This window comes from Pseudomonas sp. 51_B (assembly GCF_017491595.1).
Lineage (GTDB): Bacteria > Pseudomonadota > Gammaproteobacteria > Pseudomonadales > Pseudomonadaceae > Aquipseudomonas > Aquipseudomonas promysalinigenes.
On sequence record NZ_JAFGYW010000030.1, the window covers coordinates 21,249 to 40,796 of the forward strand.

General features: G+C 61.2%; 17 protein-coding genes. 7 read left to right on the forward strand and 10 right to left on the reverse strand.

Annotated elements, in window-relative coordinates; genetic code table 11:
* Positions 1–83 precede the first annotated feature (83 nt).
* Positions 84–812, reverse strand: a complete 729-nt coding sequence (locus J5M56_RS21460; protein ID WP_186477501.1) for a phosphatase PAP2 family protein — start codon at positions 810–812, stop codon at positions 84–86.
* A 179-nt stretch (positions 813–991) separates the two neighbouring features.
* On the opposite strand from J5M56_RS21460, the gene colR reads away from it, so the two are divergent.
* From colR to J5M56_RS21485, 5 genes are all read left to right on the forward strand, one after another.
* A complete protein-coding gene (colR, locus tag J5M56_RS21465) occupies positions 992–1,675 on the forward strand; it encodes a two-component system response regulator ColR (RefSeq protein WP_060478108.1) in 684 nt (227 codons plus the stop codon).
* A complete protein-coding gene (locus J5M56_RS21470; RefSeq protein WP_207937740.1) occupies positions 1,665–2,966 on the forward strand; it encodes a HAMP domain-containing sensor histidine kinase in 1,302 nt (433 codons plus the stop codon). Before colR ends, J5M56_RS21470 begins: the two co-directional genes overlap by 11 nt.
* A gap of 108 nt (positions 2,967–3,074) precedes the next feature.
* Complete coding sequence (locus J5M56_RS21475) at positions 3,075–3,755, forward strand: class I SAM-dependent methyltransferase (protein WP_207937741.1); 681 nt, start codon at positions 3,075–3,077, stop codon at positions 3,753–3,755.
* Between the two features lie 6 nt (positions 3,756–3,761).
* A complete protein-coding gene (locus tag J5M56_RS21480; RefSeq protein WP_186477503.1) occupies positions 3,762–4,460 on the forward strand; it encodes a lipopolysaccharide kinase InaA family protein in 699 nt (232 codons plus the stop codon).
* Positions 4,460–4,681, forward strand: a complete 222-nt coding sequence (locus J5M56_RS21485) for a hypothetical protein (protein WP_207937742.1) — start codon at positions 4,460–4,462, stop codon at positions 4,679–4,681. The genes J5M56_RS21480 and J5M56_RS21485 overlap by 1 nt, the downstream gene beginning before the upstream one ends.
* A gap of 95 nt (positions 4,682–4,776) precedes the next feature.
* Here J5M56_RS21485 and J5M56_RS21490 read toward each other — a convergent pair whose 3' ends face one another.
* From J5M56_RS21490 to J5M56_RS21530, 9 genes are all read right to left on the reverse strand, one after another.
* Positions 4,777–7,821, reverse strand: coding sequence for a multidrug efflux RND transporter permease subunit (locus J5M56_RS21490; RefSeq protein ID WP_207937743.1), 3,045 nt, complete (start codon positions 7,819–7,821; stop codon positions 4,777–4,779).
* A 13-nt stretch (positions 7,822–7,834) separates the two neighbouring features.
* Entirely contained in the window at positions 7,835–8,983 is a 1,149-nt protein-coding gene (locus J5M56_RS21495; RefSeq protein ID WP_207937744.1) for an efflux RND transporter periplasmic adaptor subunit, read from the reverse strand.
* A 220-nt stretch (positions 8,984–9,203) separates the two neighbouring features.
* The gene (locus tag J5M56_RS21500) at positions 9,204–10,301 is read right to left on the reverse strand and encodes a DUF1513 domain-containing protein (protein WP_207937745.1); all 1,098 of its coding nucleotides are present in this window, start codon (positions 10,299–10,301) and stop codon (positions 9,204–9,206) included.
* Between the two features lie 2 nt (positions 10,302–10,303).
* Positions 10,304–11,368, reverse strand: coding sequence for an imelysin family protein (locus tag J5M56_RS21505; protein ID WP_207937746.1), 1,065 nt, complete (start codon positions 11,366–11,368; stop codon positions 10,304–10,306).
* Positions 11,369–11,387: 19 nt separating this feature from the next.
* Positions 11,388–12,815: a di-heme oxidoredictase family protein gene (locus tag J5M56_RS21510; protein ID WP_207937747.1), complete on the reverse strand. Its 1,428-nt coding sequence runs from the start codon at positions 12,813–12,815 to the stop codon at positions 11,388–11,390.
* A 275-nt stretch (positions 12,816–13,090) separates the two neighbouring features.
* A complete protein-coding gene (locus J5M56_RS21515; protein WP_186477510.1) occupies positions 13,091–14,428 on the reverse strand; it encodes an imelysin family protein in 1,338 nt (445 codons plus the stop codon).
* A gap of 156 nt (positions 14,429–14,584) precedes the next feature.
* Positions 14,585–16,636, reverse strand: a complete 2,052-nt coding sequence (locus J5M56_RS21520) for a bifunctional diguanylate cyclase/phosphodiesterase (protein ID WP_186477511.1) — start codon at positions 16,634–16,636, stop codon at positions 14,585–14,587.
* Positions 16,637–16,872: 236 nt separating this feature from the next.
* Positions 16,873–17,469, reverse strand: coding sequence for a Fe-Mn family superoxide dismutase (locus J5M56_RS21525; RefSeq protein WP_009686825.1), 597 nt, complete (start codon positions 17,467–17,469; stop codon positions 16,873–16,875).
* Between the two features lie 229 nt (positions 17,470–17,698).
* The gene (locus tag J5M56_RS21530) at positions 17,699–18,298 is read right to left on the reverse strand and encodes a LysE/ArgO family amino acid transporter (RefSeq protein ID WP_186477512.1); all 600 of its coding nucleotides are present in this window, start codon (positions 18,296–18,298) and stop codon (positions 17,699–17,701) included.
* A 104-nt stretch (positions 18,299–18,402) separates the two neighbouring features.
* Between J5M56_RS21530 and J5M56_RS21535 the strand changes: the two genes are divergently transcribed.
* The gene (locus tag J5M56_RS21535) at positions 18,403–19,293 is read left to right on the forward strand and encodes a LysR family transcriptional regulator ArgP (protein WP_207937748.1); all 891 of its coding nucleotides are present in this window, start codon (positions 18,403–18,405) and stop codon (positions 19,291–19,293) included.
* A gap of 45 nt (positions 19,294–19,338) precedes the next feature.
* On the forward strand, positions 19,339–19,548 hold a 210-nt coding region (locus J5M56_RS21540; protein ID WP_207937749.1), incomplete at its 3' end, for an NAD-dependent epimerase/dehydratase family protein.

Genomic DNA, 19,548 nt, shown 5'->3' on the forward strand with positions numbered 1-19,548 from the left:
CCCCCTGCACCATGAAAGCCCCGGTTCGAGAGAACCGGGGCTTTTTTGTGTGCGTTGGGAATATGCCGCCAGGCGGCTTTGCGTCAGGCCAGGCGCTGTTCGCTGGCAGGTACTTGAGCCGGGTTCCGGCGGTACAGCACCAGATAGTACGAACCCAAGCCGATCAACCAGCAGAAAACCGCCGTCCACACGTTGTGCGACAGGAAATGCGCGCCCTGCAACATCCTGCCCAAGCCCAGCGTGGAGCCTGCCACCAGGGCCAGGCAGAAGGCGGCGCGCGCCAGTTTTGGCTTGCGATCACGCAGCATGAAAAACAGGCCAAACAGGCAAAAACCGGTGGCCGCATGCCCACCCGGCCAGCACAGCCCCGGCTTGTCGGTGGCCGGGCGGTGTTCCAGCAGCTTGCTGTACGTTTCGGTGCCACCGAACTGAGTCAGGCTCCAAGGGCATTGCACCTGAGTCACCTTCTTCAGCGGGGTAACGAAGGCGGTCGACAGCCCAAGCGCCAATACCAGGCAACCCAGCTCGCGGCGCCAGCCGAACAGGCGTTTGAAGAAGAAGCTGCAGCCGAACGCGGCCAGCGAAATCAGCCCAAGCAGTATGACGCCCTGCTTGACCCGGTCATGCATGACGGTTTCCAGCAGGTAGCTGTGACGGCCTATGAACTGCCCGGCGGCGGGGTCGAAGAACAGGTTGGCGATATCCATGTCGATCGAAGTCAGCTCCAGCAGGAGCAAAGCCACGGCGACCGCTACTGGTACGCCAAGGTACAGCCAGAGATTGATCGGGCGCGAACGCGTGCGTTGTTGCATGACGACTCCAGGGATAAAAAGACCGGGCATTGTCAGGCGGGCGCTATGCTCTGTCCGTGAAGGATCAGTGAAAAAACTGTCAAGTTCGCTGAATTTGACCAAGGGCTGGTACAGTCCCGACGATGGCCTTAAGCTGCGCCTGCCGCGCACCCAAGCGAAGCGCCGCACAGGAGAACCCGATGCGTATTCTTTTGGTTGAAGACAACCGCGATATTCTGGCCAACCTTGCCGATTACCTGGGCATGAAGGGCTACACCGTCGACTGCGCCCAGGACGGCCTGTCGGGCCTGCACCTGGCTGCAACCGAGCATTACGACCTGATTGTGCTGGACATCATGCTACCGGGGATCGATGGTTATACCCTGTGCAAGCGCCTGCGTGAGGACGCCCGCCGTGACACCCCGGTGATCATGCTGACCGCCCGAGACCAGCTGGACGATCGCTTGCAGGGTTTCCGCTCCGGTGCCGATGATTACCTGCTCAAGCCTTTTGCACTCTCCGAGCTGGCTGCACGCATCGAAGCGGTGCTGCGCCGAGCCCAGGGCGGTGGGCGGCGGACCCTGCAGGTTGCCGACTTGAGCTATGACCTCGACACCCTGGAAGTCACCCGCCAAAGTCGCCTGCTCAAGCTCAACCCGGTCGGCTTGAAGCTGTTGGCAGTGCTGATGCAGAAAAGCCCGCACGTGCTGCGCCGCGAGGTGCTCGAAGAAGCGCTTTGGGGTGATGATTGCCCAGACAGCGACAGCCTGCGTAGCCATGTGCATCAGTTGCGCCAAGTGATCGACAAACCGTTCGACAAACCGCTGTTGCATACCGTCCATGGCGTCGGCTATCGCCTCGCCGAGGGCCGTGATGGAGTTTAAGCAAAGCCTTGCCCAACGCATCATCATCGCCTTTGCGCTGATGAGCGCACTGGTGGCAGGCGCCTTCGCCTTCGGGATCGTCGCCACCGTGCACCTGGTCGAGGAACGCCTCATTTCTTCGGTGCTCGGCGGTGACCTGCAGCGTTTGCTGCGTATGGACAGCATCAGCGATTGGAGCCACCGGCCAAGGCCCGACCAGTTGTTTTACTTCAGTGGCGGGCGCGATGATTTCGAGTTGCCCAAAGACCTGCGCCACCTCGACGCAGGGTTTCATGAGGTGTTTCGCGACCAGCTTTCCTACCATGCAATGGTCGAGATCGTCGATGGTCGGCGCTACGTGCTGCTGCAGGATCAAAGTGATTTCGAAGAGCGCGAGCGTGTACTGTTCGCTGTGGTGGTGGTGGGCTTCGTACTGAGCCTGGTACTGGCGGTGGTGCTCGGCTGGCTGCTTGCGCGCCGGGTGATGGCACCCGTTATCCGCTTGGCGCGGCAAGTTCGTCATCGCGATCAGTTGCTGGGCTTGGCCCCGCCCTTGGCACCCGACTACGCCGCCGATGAAGTCGGCCAGTTGGCGGTTGCTTTCGACGATACCCTGGGCCGGCTGCGGGATGCGTTGACTCGTGAGCGCTTGTTCACCAGTGATGTCAGCCATGAACTGCGCACGCCGTTGATGGTGCTGGCCACCTCGTGCGAACTGTTGATGGAAAACCCCAATCTGGACACGCGCTCGCGCAATCAGGTGGACCGCATTGCCCGTGCCACCGAAGAGATGCGCGAGCTGGTCAAGACCTTCCTGATGCTCGCGCGTGCCCAGCGTGATCAGGGGGCCGTGGCGTCTCAGGCCACGCTGTGTGAAGTCGCCGAAGACTTGATCGGGGTGTGGCGCGACACCATCGAGCAAAAAGGGCTGACGCTGCACTTCGACGGCCAGGCCAGCGCAGGGCCATTGCTGTACAACGCTACCTTCCTGCATTCGGTGATGGGCAACTTGCTGCGCAATGCTGCCCATTACACCGACAGTGGTTACATCCGTCTGACCCTCCAGGCCAGTGGTTTCAGTGTCGAAGACAGTGGTGTAGGTATCCCGGAGGAGCAGCGCGAGGCAATGTTCAAGCCTTTCGTGCGTGGCGAGGAGCGGCGCGGTGAAGGCCTTGGCCTGGGCCTGTCGCTGGTGCAGCGGATCTGCGATGACCAAGGCTGGCGAGTGACATTGACCTCCACTGCACCGCACGGTTGCCGCTTCCAGGTGGATCTGAGCCAGAGCGCGGAAAAGACCGATCCTTCGCAGTAATAGGCTGAAACATCCTTAGCGGAGCATGACGCTATTTTCACATCGGTATGACCTGTTTCCAACGCCTTGCTGCCTAACGTGGGGCGCATTGGAAACAGGAGCTACCCGATGCGCAGTCCGATCAAACTTGAATTTTCCGAGAAGTACGACCAGCAGCACGCCAGGGCATACTTTCTCAAGCACAAGGATGGATTAGCCCGGCGCCTCTCCCACCTGCGTGACGAGCAGTTGGCCCGCCGCGCTCTGGCGTTGGCCGCAGACCCGGGGCTGGTCCTCGATCTGCCGTGTGGCGCGGGCCGTTTCTGGCCATTGCTGGCAGAAAAGCCCAACCGGGTGATCATCGGTGCCGACAATTCCCAGGCGATGATTCAGACAGCCTGTGCCGCACAGCCGCCAGAGGTGGTTGCGCGGGTACGGCCTTTGCAAACCTCTGCATTCGCGATCGACTTGCCGGACAATTCCGTGGACAGCATCTTTTGCATGCGGCTGTTTCACCACATCGGCGAGGCGGCTCACCGCAAAACCATTCTTCGTGAGTTTCAAAGGGTTAGCCGTGACAGTGTAATCCTGTCATTGTGGGTGGACGGCAACTTCAAGGCCTGGCGGCGCAGCAAGCTTGAGCAAAAGCGCCTGGCCAGGGCCGAGCAGGGCAGCTATCAGAACCGGTTCGTGTTACCGGCAGAAACGGTTGAAGCAGAATTCAAGGCCGCCGGCTTCAGAATCCAGGAGCACCTCGACTTCCTGCCGTTCTATGCCATGTGGCGAGTCTATGTATTACGTAAGGGGTAGTGTTTGATGGCTGTAACCCAAAACGGGGATTCACGGTTCGATTATTACTGGCGCCAGCAGGGTGAATGGGTAGAGGAACCCAACCAGCGGCGTGGTGGTGAAAGTGGTGTGCAAAGGCTCGATGATGGCAATGGCAAGGTGCTGTACGCCAAACGTCAAGTTGGCCATATCTATCGCAGCCTGCTGCACCCATTCGGTAGGCCTACCGTGTTGCGCGAGCTCGATGCCCTGAACAGTTTCGAGCAATTGGGTGTGCGTGTGCCGCGCATCGTGTTCTGCGGCGCCGAGCGTGATGCTCAGCACCAATGGCGGGCGCTGCTGGTCAGTGAGGCCCTGGACGGCTTCGTCGAACTGGATACCTGGCATGCCCAAGGGGCCCGTGAACGCTACCCGCAGGTGGTTCATGAGCGCATGCTCAAGGACCTGGCCGAAAACTTGGCTCGCATGCACCTGGGGCACTGGCAGCATGGCTGCCTGTACGGCAAGCACGTTTTCGTCAAGGTGATCGGCGAGGGTGAGCAGGCTCGCGTCGAAGTCGCATTGCTGGATCTGGAGAAATGCAGACGACGCATCAGCTGTCAGCGGGCAGCAGGCAATGACCTGCGCCAACTGCGCCGCCACTCGTCGCTCAACGACACGGAATGGCAAAGGCTGCTCTACTTTTATCAGATGGCGTTTGGCAGCGCTGTCAAAGGGTTAGGGTAATGAAACTAGAAATCGCTCGAGCTTTGTTCATGGCAGGTGGGCTGGCGGTGACCACGATGGCGGTAGCTGCCTGGGAGCAGCCGCGGCCAGTGGTTTTCAGCAAGGCTGACCAGTGCGCGGTGCCGCGTGCGGTCAAGGCACAGCAAAGCCAGGCCCAACCGGACCATGACCTGCTGTTGTTTCTTTTCGGCATGCGCCAGGGACTGCGGCCGTTCGGCTGATAGCGCTCGAGCACACAAAGGCCTCGCACTCGCGAGGTCTTTTTTATTGTGGCTAATCACCCTGCAAAGCTTGTAGCGGGCAGTCGGGGAACAGGTCAGCTAACAACAGGCTCGGTGGCTTGGGATTTGTGTGCCAGCAAGGTGTAGATGCAGGGCAGCACGAAGAGGGTGAACAGGGTGCCGATGGACATCCCGGTGGCGATCACCGTGCCGATATCGAAGCGGCTAACCGCACCAGCGCCACTGGCCAGGATCAGCGGGACCATGCCGAAGACCATCGCTGCGGTGGTCATCAGCACCGGCCGCAGGCGAATGGCAGCCGCTTGTTCGATGGCCTCGCGTACATCCAGTGCTTTTTCATCGCGCAATTGGTTGGCGAATTCGACGATCAGGATGCCATGCTTGCTGATCAGGCCGATGAGCGTCACCAGCCCCACCTGGGTATAGATGTTCATGCTGGAGATGCCCAGGAACAAGGGTAGCAGCGCGCCACAGATCGATAACGGTACGGTCACCAGAATCACCAAGGGGGCGCGGAAGCTCTCGAATTGTGCCGCCAGCACCAAAAAGATGATCGCAAGTGCCAGGCCAAAGGTTACCCACAGCGCACTGCCTTCCTGCACGAACTGCCGCGCGGTCCCTGCATAGTCGAACGAAAACCCCTCCGGCGCTTCTTCCTGGGCGATCTGCTGCACTGTCTGCAACGCATCGCCAATACTGACGATCGGCACACCCTGGATGATCGCCGAGTTCAGTTGCTGGAACTGATTGAGCTGGCGTGGGCGGGCTCGGTCAGTGACCGTGATCAGCGTGGACAAGGGCAGCAACTGCCCTTGCTGGTTCTTCACGTAGTAATTGTCGAGCCAGCCTGGGTTGTCACGGTAAGGCCGCTCCACTTGGGCAATCACCTTGTAGCTGCGGCCCTCCAGGGTGAAGCGGTTGATTTCCGCCTCGCCCAGCAGGGTGCCCAGCGTGTTGCCCAGGGTATCCATGGACACGCCCATCTGCGCCGCCTTGGCCCGGTCGATGTCGACCAGCACCTCGGGTTTGTCGAACGCCAGATCAATGTCCAGGAAGGCGAATTTGCCCGAGGCCTGTGCACGTTGCTTGACGCGCTGGGCGACTTCCAGCAGGGCTGTGTAATCCCCGGCGGTGTTGATCACGAACTGGAACGGCAGGCCCTCGCCGGTGCCCGGTAGCGACGGCAGGTTGAAACCGAATATCTGCAACCCAGCGATCTCTGAGAGCTTGGCCTGTACCTGCGGCAACAACTCCATCTGCGTGCGCTCGCGTTCGTTCCAGGGTTTGAGCAGAAAGCCACCTATACCGCTCTGCACCCCGTTGAAACCGTTGATCTGGAACGACGAATAGTACTCTGGAAAGCCTTTGAACAAAGGCGTGAACTGGTCTGTATAGGCGTTGAGGTAGTCGAGGTTGGCTGGCTGCGGTGAGCTGCTGATCATGAAGATCACCCCTTGGTCTTCATTGGGCGCCAGCTCGTTCTGAGTGAATTTGAGCAGTACCGGAATCAGGCACAGGATGATTACAGCGAACACCAGCACCACCGGGCGGCTGTCCAGCGTCGCATGCAGCACACGCTGGTAACGGCGCATGAGGCCATCGAACAGCAGGTCCAGCCGATGTGCCAGCCCGCTGGGATTGTGCTCTTTGCGCAGCAGCAGGGCGCACATCATCGGTGACAAAGTCAGGGCGACAATGCCAGAGATAATCACCGCGCCCGCCAGGGTCAGGGCGAACTCCTTGAACAGCGCACCTGTGAGCCCGGTCAAAAAGCCGATGGGGGCATAGACCGCCGCCAGGGTGATGGTCATCGATACCACCGGCATGGCAATTTCCCGTGCGCCTTGCAATGCGGCATCGAGGGGCGACTCGCCTTGCTCCATATGCCGGTGGATGTTCTCCACCACCACGATGGCATCGTCGACGACCAGGCCGATGGCCAACACCATCGCCAGCAGCGTCAACAGGTTCAGTGAGTAGCCCATCATCTGCATGAAGAACAGCACGCCGATCATCGACAGCGGAATGGTCACCACCGGGATCAGGACCGAGCGCAGAGCGCCAAGGAACAGAAACACCACGACGATGACGATCAGCACTGCTTCGCCGAGGGTCTTGATGACTTCGTCGATGGAGGCCTGAATGAACAGCGTAGCGTCATAGGCGATCGATGCCTTCAGTGCGGTCGGCAGCTGGCTTTCGAGCTCGGGCATGATGCGCCGCACTTGCTTGATGACTTCCAGCGGGTTGGCCGCAGGGGTGGCCTTGATGCCGATGTACACCGATGGCGTGCCATCGAACGAGCTGACCGTATCGTAGTTTTCCGCGCCCATCTCCACGCGCGCCACATCGCCCAGCAGCACCCGACTGTCACCTGAGACCTTCAGTGGCAGCGCGGCAAAGGCTTCGGCCGATTTCAGCTCGGTATTGGCGTTGATACTGGTGACAACGTATTGGCCTTTCACCTCACCTGCCGCAGAGAGAAAGTTGTAGCGGCGCACGGCATCGGTCACGTCGCTGGCCGAAAGGCCGAACCCTGCAAGCTTCACCGGGTCCAGCCAGATGCGCATGGCGAACACCTGGTTGCCGAGGATTTCTGCCTCGGCCATGCCCGGCAGAGTGGCGAGCTTAGGCTGAATGACCCGCGACAGGTAGTCGGTGATCTGCGGGTTGCTCATTTGCTTGCTGTAGAAGCTGATGTACATCAGCGCCGATGCATCGGCGGCTTCCTTGCTCAGCACCGGGTCTTCAGCGTTCTGCGGCAGTTGGTTGCGCACCTCGTTGGCCTTGGCCAGCAGTTCGGTGAACAGGCGATCGCTGTCGGCGCCAATGCGCGCGTAGATGGATATGACCGAGAAGTTCTGCCGGCTGACGGACGTCATGTAGTCGATGCCTTCAGCACTCGCCAGGCTCTGTTGCAGCGGCTGGGTAATGTAGCCCTGAATGGTCTCGGCGTTGGCCCCGGGGTAGGCAGTGGTTACCGTGATCAGCGCGTTCTCCAGTTTCGGGTACTGGCGAATCTGCAGTTTGTTCCAGGCCTGCAAGCCCAGCAGCAGGATCAGCAGGCTGACCACGCTGGCCAGTACCGGGCGGCGGATGAATGGGTCGGTGAACGCCATGCCTGCCTCCTGCTCAGTCGTGGTTAGGGGCGCGCTGCTCGGGCGTGAGCGCGTTGTCTTGGGCAATACGGATGGCCGCCCCTGGGGTAAGTTTGAGTTGCCCGGCAGTCACGACCCGCTCCCCAGCCTCCAGGCCCTTGCTGACCACCACCAGGCCATCGCGGCGTTCGCCGGTCTGCACCGTACGCTGCTCGGCGCTTAGCTGTGGTTGGCCCTTGTCGTCGTTTTGCACGATGCCGTCTTTGTCCTTTTTTGCTGTGACGACGTACACCGAGTTGCCGTATAGGGTGTAGGTGATGGCGGTTTCTGGCACCACCACCTGGGGCTGCGGGTCGGGCAGCAGCACCTGCAGGTTGGCGAACATGCCCGGCAGCAATGTGTTGTCTGGGTTGGCCAGGGTCGCGCGCACCAGCAAGTTACGAGTGTTTTCGTCGACCTTGGGGTTGATCGCGCTCAGATGTGCTGGGAATGTCTGGCCCGGATACGCCGCAACCTGTACCAGGGCCTGCTGGCCGAGGCTCAAATGGGGCAGGGCCTGCTCGGGTACGTTGAAGTCGACGTACAGGCTGGAAAGATCCTGCAGTGTGGCAATCACCGTACCGGCAGCCAGGTATTGGCCGATGTCCACCTGGCGGATGCCGATGGTGCCACTGAATGGCGCATTGATGCTCTTCTTGGTTTTCTGCGCTTTGAGCTGCTCCACCACTGCCTGATTGCGTCGATATTGAGAGGATAAGCGATCGAACTCGCCGCGGGAGATGGCGGCATCTCCCACCAATTGGCTACCGCGACCGAAATCGACCTTGGCCAGGCCCAGGTCGGCCTGGGCGGTGCCGAGCAGGGCGGTTTCCTGGTCATCGTTCAATTGCAGCAGCGGCTGCCCGGCTTTGACCTTCTGCCCGGAGTCGAAGTACAGCGCCTTGACGATACCTTCAACCTCCAGGCTCAGCTCTACGCCCTGGAGCGCTTTGAGGCTGCCCACTGCTGGCAGGCGTTCCTGCCATTGGCGCTTTTCGGCCACGGCCGCCGCAACGGTGATTGGCGGGCGAGGCGCAGAGAACGTCTGGATCTGCTGATAGATCGAGAAGCCTTTGTAGCCCCCAAGGGCCAGCACGATCAGCACCACGACGGCCAACATGATGAGCATGCGGCGACGTACCATAGGTCCGGTTCCTTGGATGCGGGTTTGTTTTGGTTATGGCACGACAACGGGCGGTCCTGCCCACGTGCGGATCATGGAAGTATTGCAGAAGGGGAGGGGATTGCCTGTATTGATCCCAACGCGGCTATAACCGCACCTACAGGGCTGCCCGCTCAACGGGTTTGTGCAGCCCCCATAGGTGCGGCCTTGGCCGCGAACAGCCAGGGCAGCCAGGCACGAATCAGACCAGGTGCAGATGGTTGTCCCAGAACCCGGACGGCAGTTCCATCGGTTGCCCTATCAGCTCGGCCTTGCGGCAATCGTAGAAGCGGCAGCGGCCCTGCCCGGAAGTGACGACGAATCCATTGTCGACCGCACCGACCCCGGCGCAATCAGGCATGGGTGCGTCGAGCTTGACCGCACCACTGTCCAAGTCCCAGACGAACAGGCGATTTGCCCGCGGCGCAGTCAGTGCCACCAGGCGCAGTTCGCTGTGGATGGCAACGCTGGCGGTGTACTGGGCCATCGATTGCAGTTGCCGCTCCGGCACTGGGAACGCCTTGAACGGCTCGCCGGGGCGCTTGATCGCCAGCAGTTCTGCGGTCTCGTCGGCAGCCCCCATGAATTGCTGGCAGGCGGCGATGGTGCCATCGTCGCCCACCGCCAAGTGGCGAATGCTGTTCATCTGCTGCGCCAGGGTTTCCTTGCTCAGCAGGGTGCCGTCGCGCTGCATCAGTACCAGGCTTGGCTGCATCGCATCGAGGTTCATCTCGACCCGGCTTTCGGCCTCTGTGCGGATGCCGCCATTGGCCACGACCAGCGTTTCGCCATCAGGCAGCCATGCCACTTCATGGGGGCCGATGCCGTGGGTCGGGATTTCGCCGGTGTGCACCAGCCGCTCACCCTCGAAGCGATACACGCCCAGCACACCACGGCCTGGGTCGGTGGTGTCGTTCTCGGTGGCGTACAGCCACTCACCACCTTTGTGGATCACCGCATGGCCGTAGAAATGCCGGTTTGCTTGCGAAGTGATGGTTTGCAGCAAGCGCCCGTCCCGTAAATCCACCAGATAACTTTCGGTGCCCGGGCGACGGGCTACGAACAGGGCGATCGGCAGTTGCGGGTGATTGATGATGGCATGGCAACGTTGGGCAACCTGGGTGCAGAACACCTGGGTACCGTCCAGGCGGAAGCCGACCGCATAGTGCTTACCGTCACCATCGTCACGCGCCGACAGCAGCAGAGGTTCGCTGCCTTTGTTGCGCAACAGGGTCCAGCCGCCCAGGGTCAGGGCGCTGAGCAACACGCTACCGAGTTTGAGGGCCTGGCGTCGCAGCATGGTCAGTCACCGTCGTTGGCATTGAAGCCCAGCTGAATGTTCAGCGCTTTAGCCAGCTCGCCTTCGTGCAGGCGGTGAACAGCGTTCAGGGCATCGTAGATCTGGTTGAGCGTTTGCTGGCCGGCGTCGTCGGCCAGCAGTTCGCCGAGGGTCTTGTGGTTGTCGGCCAGCAGTTTGAGGGCCGTAGCGTAGGCGTCGTCGATCTTCTGCGCCAGCGCTTTCTGATCGCCGGGCAGCAGGCCGCGCAGGCCCTGATTATCGACCCCGACCCACACTGCCTGGGCCGCTTTGAGGGTTTCCTCAAGGCTGGTGAGCGAGGAGTGGCTACGCCAGGCTTCGGCTTGCAGGGGCTGGGCGATGCCCTTGCTCTGACGGCCCATTGGCGCACCCAGTTTCTTCTTCAAGGTGTCCAGGGCTGTGACCTGGGAGCGCAGCAGGTCGGCGATCGCCTCGTGGGAGTCGGCATAGCGCTGGTTGGGGAACTTGGTCATCTGCGAAAGCATGCCGTCGGTGCTGTTCCAACCTTTGAGGATTTCCTCGGCCAGGTTCTTCTGATGCTCGCCGATGGCAATCAGCAGTGGGCAGTACCGGGCCTTCTGTTCGGCCGTGGCGATGTCTGGCTTGCTGTCGAACAGGATGTATTCGTAAGCCGACAGGCCGCGCACGACCACGCTGGCTTTGCCCAAGGCATCGGCATCGACCGGCTTGTCGCCATTGACCAGCTGTTCGACCTGACGCCCCACCAGGTTTTTCTTGTCAGGCCAGAACTGTACTTGCCAGGCGCGGTTGCCCTCGGCCAGCGGCCCGACCAGCAGAGGCTGCAGCTGTGCCCAGGCTTTCTGCGCGTTGAGGAAGTCGGCGCGGGCCGTGTCCAAGCTTTCCTTGCCCTCACAGTAAGCCAGTGCACTGGCAGCCAATTGGCGGTCGGCTTCGACCCAGCGGCTGTAGGTCGGCAGGATCACCTGCTTGGCAATCGCAGCGGAGGTCACTGCCTGTGGGTCTTGCGGCGAGCAAGCACCCAAGGCGAGTGCGGCGAGGCTGGTGAACAACAGTTTGGGTCGGAACATGCCCGGCTCCTTACGCGTATTAAAGTGAGTTCAGAAAGGCCAGCAACGCGGCGCGTTGCTCGGCATTGAAGGTCAGCACATGGTCACGCGCCCGCTGGGCTTCCCCGCCATGCCAGAGCACGGCTTCGAGCAGATTGCGGGCGCGCCCGTCGTGCAGAAACTGGGTGTGGCCACTGACTGCTTCGGTCAGGCCGATCCCCCATAAGGGCGGGGTACGCCAGTCCTGGCCGTTGGCGCTGAATTCGGTACGTTCGTCAGACAGGCCTGGGCCCATGTCGTGCAGCAGCAGGTCGCTATAGGGGCGGATCACCTGGCTTGCCAGTTCCGCTTGCGCGGTATTGGCGGCGGTGGTGAACTGCGGCACGTGGCAGGCCTGGCAACCGGCCTGGAAGAATAAGTTCTTGCCCGCCAGTACGTGTGGCGCGTCAACGTCGCGACGGGCTGGGACGCCCAGATTACGGGTATAGAAGGTGACCAGGCGCAGGATATTGTCGCTGACTTCCTTCTCATCGCCCTCACCATTGCCATTGGGTGCGGCCAGGCAGTCGACCTGGGCCGCTGTACAGTCGTCCTTTGGTTGCAATGTGCTGGTCAGGCCCATGTCGCCCACGAAGGCGTGCGCGTTCTGCTGATTGACATTCGGCTGCCCCGCCTTCCAGCCGAAACGGCCGACCACAGTTTTGCCTTGGGCGTCGTCCCACACCCGGTTGGCGCGGCCGCGGATACCGTCATGGTTGCGATCATCCGGGTCCTCATTGGCCAGAATCGCCGCTTCCGGGATGGCTTCGAGCAGGCCCAGGCCGATCATCGGCGGCGCCACGCGTGCCGAGAAGCGTGTATCCGGGTGCATCGGGCCGTAGCCGAGCTGGGTGATCTCCAAGCTCGGGCGGCGCAATTGCACCGTATGGCCGTCCTTGAAGGTCACGGTCTGGGTGCTGTAGCTCACTCTGACCTTGCCTTCTGGGGCCACACCTGGGATGGCCATGTCCTGCAGCTGTGTGCCGTAGACCGGTTCAGGAACCACGCCCAGGCGCTCGATCACTTTGGCCAGATAAGGCTGGTCGGGGATCGACAGGCGCACCAGCATGCCTACGGCATTGCTGTCGCCGGGCTCTGGCGGGTGGCCACGGCCATCGCGCACGTGGCAGTTCTGGCACGCCGTGGTGTTGAACAGTGGGCCCAGGCCGTCACGCGCGGTGGTGGTGGACGGTGCGATCACCCATGGGTTGCGGAAGAAGCTGTTGCCCACTGCGAAATCCAGCCGCCGCTCGGCCGAAAGATTGGCCGAAGGTAGAGAGAACGCGTTACGGTCATTGCGCAATACCGTTGCCTGGCCGCCAGACAACGCTTCGCCGGGCTCGGCCTGGGTAAAACGCGCAGCGTCATCACAGGCGGCAAGGGCGAGGGTCAACAGCAAAAGGGCGAATCGGGACAGCGGCGAGGACATGCACAATCCTGGACGTGGACGAAAAACCGGCGTGCAAGCTTAGCAGGACGGCGATGTTTGAATAAGAGCAATTTGCAATTAGGCTGATGAAAAGAGTGTGAAACACCGATGTTTCATCAAGCGCTGTGGGCCCTCTCGCGGGTGAACCTGCTTCCGTCAGTCCACACACTGCGCATGCTCTGAGGTGACCTGCAGCGCTGGGCTTGAGCTGCCATAAGGCGGTCACATAAAAAAGGCGGCCCGAAGGCCGCCTCTGTTAGCAACGCCAGAGCTGATCAGAAGTCGTGATCGGCGGTGTCCGGGTTGAGGTTGGCAATGCCCAGTTTGCTGGCAGCTTGCTCGATAGAGCCGGTTTGCTTGACCAGCGAAGCGATGGCATCGCGCACGATCTGGTTGCCGGCAGCGTTGTCGGCGGCGATCAGCTGGTCGTAGTGCTCACCTTTGAGGGCGTGGTCGACCATCACCTGGATTTTCGCTTCGGTGGCCTCAAGGTCAGCCTTGAGGGTCGCGTCGGTCGCAGGGTCCACTTTTGCAACCAGCGAAGACAGGCTCGGGCCGGTCATCTTGGTGCCGTCGACCCGGGTGTACTCGCCCAGGTAGACGTTGCGGATACCCTTGGCATCGTAGAAGTGCGAGTAGTGGGTGTTGTCGCTGAAGCAGTCCTGCTCGTCTTCAGGCGAGTTGGCTTCCAACGAAACCTTCATGCGCTCGCCGGCCAGTTCGCCCAGCGACAGGCTGCCCATGCCGAACAGCATCTTGCGCAAGCCATCGGTCACAGGCTCTGCTTCAAGGGTGGCGCGGTAGTTGTCGGCGACGTTCGGCGCCCAGTTGCCGACCATCTCTTCAAGGTCCTTGACCAGCAGGTCGGTCACCGCCTTGAGGTAGGCACGACGGCGGTCGTTGTGCCCACCAGTGGCGCCATTGCCTTCCAGGTAGTCCGTGTAAGGACGGTTGCCGGCACCCGGGCCGGTGCCGTTGAGGTCTTGGCCCCAAAGCAGGAATTCGATGGCGTGGTAGCCGGTGGCGACGTTGGCTTCCGAACCCGCCAGCTCATTCAGGCTGGCCAGCTTCTGCGGGGTGATGTCCTTGACGTCGACCTTCTCTTCGCCCACTTGAATTTCGGTGTTGGCGATGATGTTGGCACTACCGGCTGGGTTACCCAGGGCGTGTTCGTAGCCCTGGTCGACGTAGTCGATCAGGCCTTCGTCCAGAGGCCAGGCGTTCACCTGTCCTTCCCAGTCGTCGATGATGGTGTTGCCGAAGCGGAATGCCTCGCTTTGCAGGTATGGAACGCGGGCGGCGGCCCAGGCCTCTTTGGCGGCTTTTAGCGTTTCTTCACTGGGCTTGGCCAGAAATGCATCCACGGCGCCTTGCAGGGTCTTGGCGGTACTCAGCGAGTCGCTGTAAACGGCATAGACCATTTCAGTGTAATGCTTGACCACGGCCTTGCCGGCCGCCTCGTCGACGGCCCCGGGCGCCGCAGCATTGGTGCTGGCTGCAGCCGGTGCCTGAGCTTGCGGAGCGGCGGCCTTGTCATCCTTGCTTTCGCCGCAACCTGCGAGAGCGATGGCAATGGCCAGCAGACTGGCGGAGGCCAGAGGCATACGAATCATTATGGGTTTCCTGCGTCGTGTGGTTGGACCATGGGGTTGGGCCGTGCGCCGTGGCACGCGAAACGACAACATCATGCGAAAGATTTGCATTTGCTGTAAAGGGGTGGCCTCGCAATTCATGCAAATGCGAGTCAGTGCCCTTGGTCGAAGCAGGCGTTACAGCACCGAAACCTGATTGCGCTGTGCCTGTTTGAGATAACTGGTCAGCTCGCGCGCGGTCAACGGCTTGCTGTAGTGGTAACCCTGACCTTCATGGCAGCCTTGGGCGATGATGTAGCTTTCCTGCTCGGCGGTTTCCACGCCTTCGGCGATGACCTGCATGCCTAAGCTTTTGCCCAACTGGATGATGGCCCGAACGATGGTCGCGTCGTCATCGTCATCGAGCAGGTCCTGGACGAAGCTTTTGTCGATCTTGATCTTGTCCAGCGGCAGCGATTTGAGATAGCTGAGCGAGGAGTAGCCGGTGCCGAAGTCATCAATGGCGATCAGCGCCCCTGAGCGTCGCAGGCTAAGCAGATGCTGGGCGGCGGTGCTGATGTCCTCCATCAAGCCAGTTTCGGTAACCTCAAGCTCCAGGCTGCGAGGGGGCAGGCGGTAGGCCTGCAGTAGGTTGTTGACCACCCGCGGCAGTTCGTTGTGGTGCAACTGCACGGTGGACAGGTTGACTGCCATGCGCAGCTCGCTGAAGCCCATGTCGTGCCACTCGCGCAGTTGCCGGCAGGCTTGGTCGAGCACCCATTCGCCAATACCGATGATGCTGCCGTTCTGTTCGGCCAGCGGGATGAACTGGTCAGGTGGGACCATGCCCAGCTCCGGGTGCTGCCAGCGCAGCAAAGCCTCTACGCCGACCACGCGCTGGTCGCGGTAACTGATCTGCGGTTGGTAAACCAGGTACAGCTGGTTGCGTGGCAGGGCTTCGCGCAGGTCCTTTTCCAGTTCGCGGCGGCGGCGCATTTCGCTGTCGACACTGGCGATATAGAACTGATAGCGGTTGCGCGAGCGGGCCTTGGCCAGGGTCATGGTCTGCTCGGCCTTCTGCAACAGCTTTTCGGTACTGTCACCGTCTTCAGGGAACAAGGTGATGCCGATGGTGGCGCGTAGGCGGATCTGCTGCAGGTCCAGCCCGAACGGTTGTTCCAGGTCGTCGAGGATACTCTGGGCCAGTTCTGCCGCCTCGTACGGCTGTTCGATATTGGCCTGGACCATGGCGAACTGGTCGCCCCCCAGGCGCGCCAGGGCGCCCAACCGGCCACTGTGGGCCCGCAGGCGGTCGGCCAGTGCCAGCAGCAACTGGTCGCCAGCCTGGTAGCTGAACTGCTCGTTGATACCTTTGAAGTCGTCCAGACCCACGCACAGTACCGCCACCCGATGCTGCAGGCGGCCGGCATCGGCCAGGATCTTGTCCAGTTGCGCCTGCAACTGTTGGCGGTTGGGCAGCCCGGTCAGAAAGTCGTACTGGGCCATGCGCTGCAAGCTGTTTTCGGCTTCATGGCGCAGATGGGTGTTGCGTTCGATCGAGGCCAGCAGCTGGTTGGCGGTGTTGACCCAGATGCCCAGCTCATTCTTCTCGTGCCCCTTGAGCAGCGGTATCTGATGCTGGCTCGGGCGATCCGGGTTGATCTGGGTCAGGTGCTCGATGATCTTGGACAGCGGTTTGGTCAGCAGCCAGTGATAGACCAAATAAAGCACCAAGCCCATCGCCAGGGCTCGCAGTACCCCGGAAATGAAGATGATCACCGCGTTGATGAGAAACTGTTCGCCATAAGCCGCGGTATCGAGGGTGATGCTCAGGTCGCCGTAGTACTCGCTGTAGGGGCCTCGGCCGACCAGCTGAGTTGTGTAGGCGCGCTCCTGCCCGAGGATCAGGTCGGTCAGCCAGCGCATCGGCATATCCTGGAGGGGGCGAGACTTCTCGGCCAGCATGGTTTCATTGGGGTGGCCGATCGAGGCCATGCGCACCGACTTGTCCTGGAACAGGCCTTCCATCACTTGCATGCCCATTTCCCTGTCGAGGCTGTACACCGCCTGGGTGGAAGGGTCGCGGAACATGTCGAGGATACGTTGAGCGTCGTTGTTGACGGCTTGGCGTATCTTGTAGGTGTCATAGACGATTTGCGCGCAACTGAGGACCACGCCAACGGCCAGCGCTGAAAGGAGCACGACCCTGAGCAACTTGACCGACAAGCTGTTCCGCAATTCCAGCTTCAATGGGGTTTCCTTAATCCATGCGCATGGCGGCATTTTGCCATTAACGTTGGCAATACACTATCAGCCGACCTTGGCTAGTGTATCGGTTGCTCGATCCTGCAACTTGAGTGCGCGCGATCAAAATTCCTGACGTTTGATGTTAGCGTGCTGTGCGCGCTGAGCAAGACCCCAGGTTCATCAGCCAGGCACAAAAAAGCCCGGCACTTGGCCGGGCTTCTCGTTCAAGGCTGATTGACTCAGGCCTTGAAGGTCTTGCCTTCGAACTGCTCGGCAACGAATGCCCAGTTGACCAGGTTCCAGAAAGCCTCGACGTACTTAGGACGCAGGTTGCGATAGTCGATGTAGTAGGCGTGTTCCCAGACGTCGCAGGTCAGCAGTGGGGTGTCACCGCTGGTCAGCGGGCAGCCAGCGCCGATGGTGCTGGCCAGGGCCAGGGAACCGTCAGCTTTCTTGACCAGCCAGCCCCAGCCGGAACCGAAGGTGCCGACCGAAGTCTTGGTGAACTCTTCCTTGAACTTGTCGAAGGAACCGAATGCGGCGTTGATGGCATCAGCCAGGGCGCCAGTCGGCTGGCCGCCGCCGTTTGGCGACAGGCAGTTCCAGTAGAAGGTGTGGTTCCAGACTTGAGCGGCGTTGTTGAAGATGCCGCCCGAAGAGGCCTTGACGATCTCTTCCAGGGACTTGCCTTCGAATTCGGTGCCTGGGACCAGGTTGTTCAGGTTCACGACATAGGTGTTGTGGTGCTTGTCGTGGTGATACTCCAGGGTTTCCTTGGAGATGTGCGGCTGCAGGGCATCGTGGGCGTACGGCAGCGGCGGCAATTCAAAAGCCATGGTGGATCTCCTGATTCAGGTCTGTTTGCGGTTTGCGCAAGGCCGATCACGGGCGGCCCGATATACGTCGGCGAGTTTTTACTCTTTGCGACGCAAGGGCTGGATCATAGCACCGGCCCCGGCGCATAACCACGCAACAAAGATAGGGAATAGAGGTTCCAGAGCGGTTGGCCGCCGCCGACCGGTGGTGCTCGTCTCGGGGTTTGTAGCGCCTGTGACCATCCCCAGCTCAGTTGAAGATCAACTGAGCCGCCACGGCAAACATCATCACCGCCACCATCAAATCGAGCATGCGCCACGTGGCCGGCCGTGCCAGCCACGGGGCAAGCCACGCCGCACCGATGGCCAGGCTCGAGAACCACACCATCGAGGCGCTGGCGGCACCTGCCACATAAGCCCCAGGCACTGGCTGCTGGGCACCGAGCGAGCCAATCAGCAGTACCGTGTCGAGGTAGACGTGGGGGTTCAGCAGGGTAACGGCCAGGGCACTGAGCAAAACCGCCTTGCGCGAGCGCATGCCCTGGCCCTCCTGGTGCTGCAGGCTTTGCTTGGCGCAGGCGCTGCGCAATGCCTTGGCCCCATACCACAGTAGAAACACCGCACCACCCCAGCGGGCGATGGCCAGCAGGGTAGGGTTGTGGGCCAGGACCGTGGCCAGGCCGAACACCCCGGCTGCCACCAGGATGGCATCGCAGACGATGCACAGAGCGGCCACGGGCAAGTGGTGCTCGCGGCGCAGGCTTTGAGCGAGCACGAAGGCGTTTTGTGCACCGATGGCCATGATCAGGCCGAAGGCCACCAGCATGCCGTTGAGATAGCTTTGCCACATGGCGCGTGCTCCAGTTATGAACTGCCATTGAAGATGCTGGCCATTGTGGCGAGCAGCGCTGTATAAGAAAAACAAATAAAGCTGATCTCTCATTAGGAAAATCGATGTTCGACTATAAGCTGCTGGCCGCCCTGGCGGCGGTGATCGAGCAAGGCGGTTTCGAGCGCGCCGCACAGGTATTAGGTTTGTCGCAATCGGCCATTTCGCAACGGATCAAACTGCTCGAGGCGCGGGTCGGCCAGCCGGTACTGGTGCGCGCCACCCCGCCTAGCCCGACTGAAGTGGGCCGGCAGTTGCTCAACCACGTTCAGCAGGTACGCTTGCTTGAGCGCGACCTGCAGCGTCAGGTGCCAGCGTTGGACGAGCAGGGGTTGCCCGAGCGCTTACGCATCGCCCTCAACGCCGACAGCCTGGCGACGTGGTGGTCTGGGGCGATTGGCGCTTTCTGCGCCGAGCATCAGTTGCTCACTGACCTGGTGGTAGAAGACCAGGAGGTGGGCCTCAAGCGCATGCGTGCCGGCGAGGTGGCTGCCTGCCTGTGTGGCAGCGAGCGCCCAGTGGCGGGCGCTCGCAGCCTGCAGTTGGGTGCCATGCGTTACCGGGCGCTGGCTAGCCCTGCCTTCATGCAACGCTATTTCCCCCATGGCTTTAAGGCGCAGCGGTTGGCTCGTACACCGGCGATCGTCTATGGGCCGGACGATTTCCTGCAGCATCGCTACCTGGCATCGCTGGGAATAGAGGACGGTTTTCTGCACCATTTGTGCCCCTCTTCGGAAGGCTTTCTGCGCATGACCGAGGCTGGCTTAGGTTGGGGGTTGGTGCCTGAATTGCAGGCCCGTGAGCAGTTGGCCAATGGCCTGTTGGTAGAAATCTGCAGCGATACCCCCATCGATGTGCCGCTGTACTGGCATCATTGGCGCAACGGCGGGCAAATGCTCGCGCAACTGACCGAACATCTGCGGCAAACGGCACAGCATTGGCTGGTGCCCTTGTAGCGGCGGCTGACGTCTGTTGCATCTGAAATCAAGGCGGAGTCATACATGCAAATTCTGGTCACCGGGGCGAGCGGCTTCATCGGCGGGCGCTTTGCGCGCTTTGCCCTGGAGCAGGGCCTGGCTGTGCGGGTCAGCGGCCGGCGCGCCGAAGGCGTGGAGCACTTGGTCAAGCGCGGTGCGCAGTTCATACCTGGCGATCTGGCGGATCCTGAGCTTGCCCGGCGGCTGTGCCAGGGCGTCGAAGCGGTGGTGCAT